We start from the raw sequence: 1,389 nt of genomic DNA, 5'->3' as shown, positions 1-1,389 counted from the left end.
ATGCCTGTTCCTGCACAGACGAGTGTCCTCGGCATCGGGCATACCGAAACGCATGGAGTTCCTTGGCGTCTCCAAAACTGCGTTCCACGGTCTGGGTCCGTAAGTGGTACAATGCTTTCCCGGTGTTCGTCCGTTTCCGGGCGCGGACCCGGTCCTTGAAGTCTTCCCATAAATGCCGGCTCACCACCCGGGACGTCGCCGATGGGGAGAAACAATCCTCCCGCAGCGGGCAGCCCTGGCAGTCCTGGGGGCGGGAACGATAGTGCCGATAGCCGTTCCGGTCCGTCGTGCGATAGGTCAACAGGCAGCCCATCGGGCAGACATACGTTTTTTTCTGCGGGACAAAACGAAATTTGCGTTTCGGCATGTACGGGCCGCTTTTCCCCGGGCGCCGGTATCCCATGACGGCGTAGATGCCCTGCTCCTCGAGTTTTTTGCATAAATACGCGGTGAAGTAGCCGGCGTCGAGCGCCACTGCCTCCACCTGAAAGCCGAATTTGGCCCGTTGGACCTCGAGGCGCTCCAAGTAAGGATCGGCATCATGCACGTTGCCCGGCGTGATATAGGTGTCTGTGATGATGTTATGTTTAGCGTCCACCGTGCGGTGGTCCAGGTAAAAAAACCCCTGTGGCTTGCCATCCCGCATCAAAAAGCCACTATCCGAATCGGTCCGGCTGACCCGGGTCATCGTGGTGGGAGCGGACTTCCCCTCCTTCCGCGGTCCCAATGCTTTTTTCCTTCTGCTTCTCGGTGGGCTTGAACATCTGCTTCCAATTCGTCCAGGTAAACTGGCACTTTGGGCGATTTCGCTTTTCGCAGAAACTTGTTTTTGTTGGCATTGGCTTTCACGTGGGTGGAGTCGGTCAATAAAATCCGCCCGTCGACCAGGCCATGCGCGTCCGCCTGCCGGACGATGGTATCAAAAATGTCCTCGAAGACGGTCGTATCGAGAAATCGGGTCTGCCGGTTCCAGCTGATCGTGGAATGATCCGGAATACGGTCCGTCAATGAGAAACCAAGAAACCACCGGTAAGCCACGTTTGTCTGGAGCTCTTTTTCCAGCTGCCGTTCCGAACGGATGCCGTAGAAATAGCCAATAAACATCATTTTAAACAAGGTGATCGGCGGAATCGACGGCCGACCGACGGTCGGCGAATAATACGGAGCCAGTTGCTCGTCAATGAACCGGAAATCAATCATCGCATCGATGGTCCGAAGAAAGTGGTCAGCAGGCACGAGGTCTTCCACAGCAACGGTCACTTGATCCAATCGGTGATTTTCGGCTTTGCCAAGCATGGCGATATCGCCCCTTTTCTTTTTAGTATACGACCCTTCGGGGCGCTTGCCTACAAAAAAACTGTCGAGAAAGGAGACTTTCTCGACAGCCTG

Annotated in this window: 1 protein-coding gene; it reads right to left on the bottom strand. The window is 55.4% G+C overall.

Annotation, left to right across the window (positions count from 1 at the left end; genetic code table 11):
• Nucleotides 1–1,296 (bottom strand): IS1182 family transposase gene (locus tag ACTRXG_RS16825; protein ID WP_474286065.1). Its coding sequence is split into 2 segments (ribosomal slippage), with 1,297 coding nucleotides annotated over them: nt 1–729 and nt 729–1,296; the frame shifts between segments, so codons are not numbered across the junction. This gene is flagged as partial in the annotation.
• Between the last annotated feature and the right edge of the window lie 93 nt (nt 1,297–1,389).

The organism is Marinococcus sp. LNSP9103-4 (assembly GCF_056034345.1).
The sequence above is the reverse complement of the archived record's forward strand: the minus strand, read 5'-3'. Positions and strand labels throughout refer to the sequence as shown.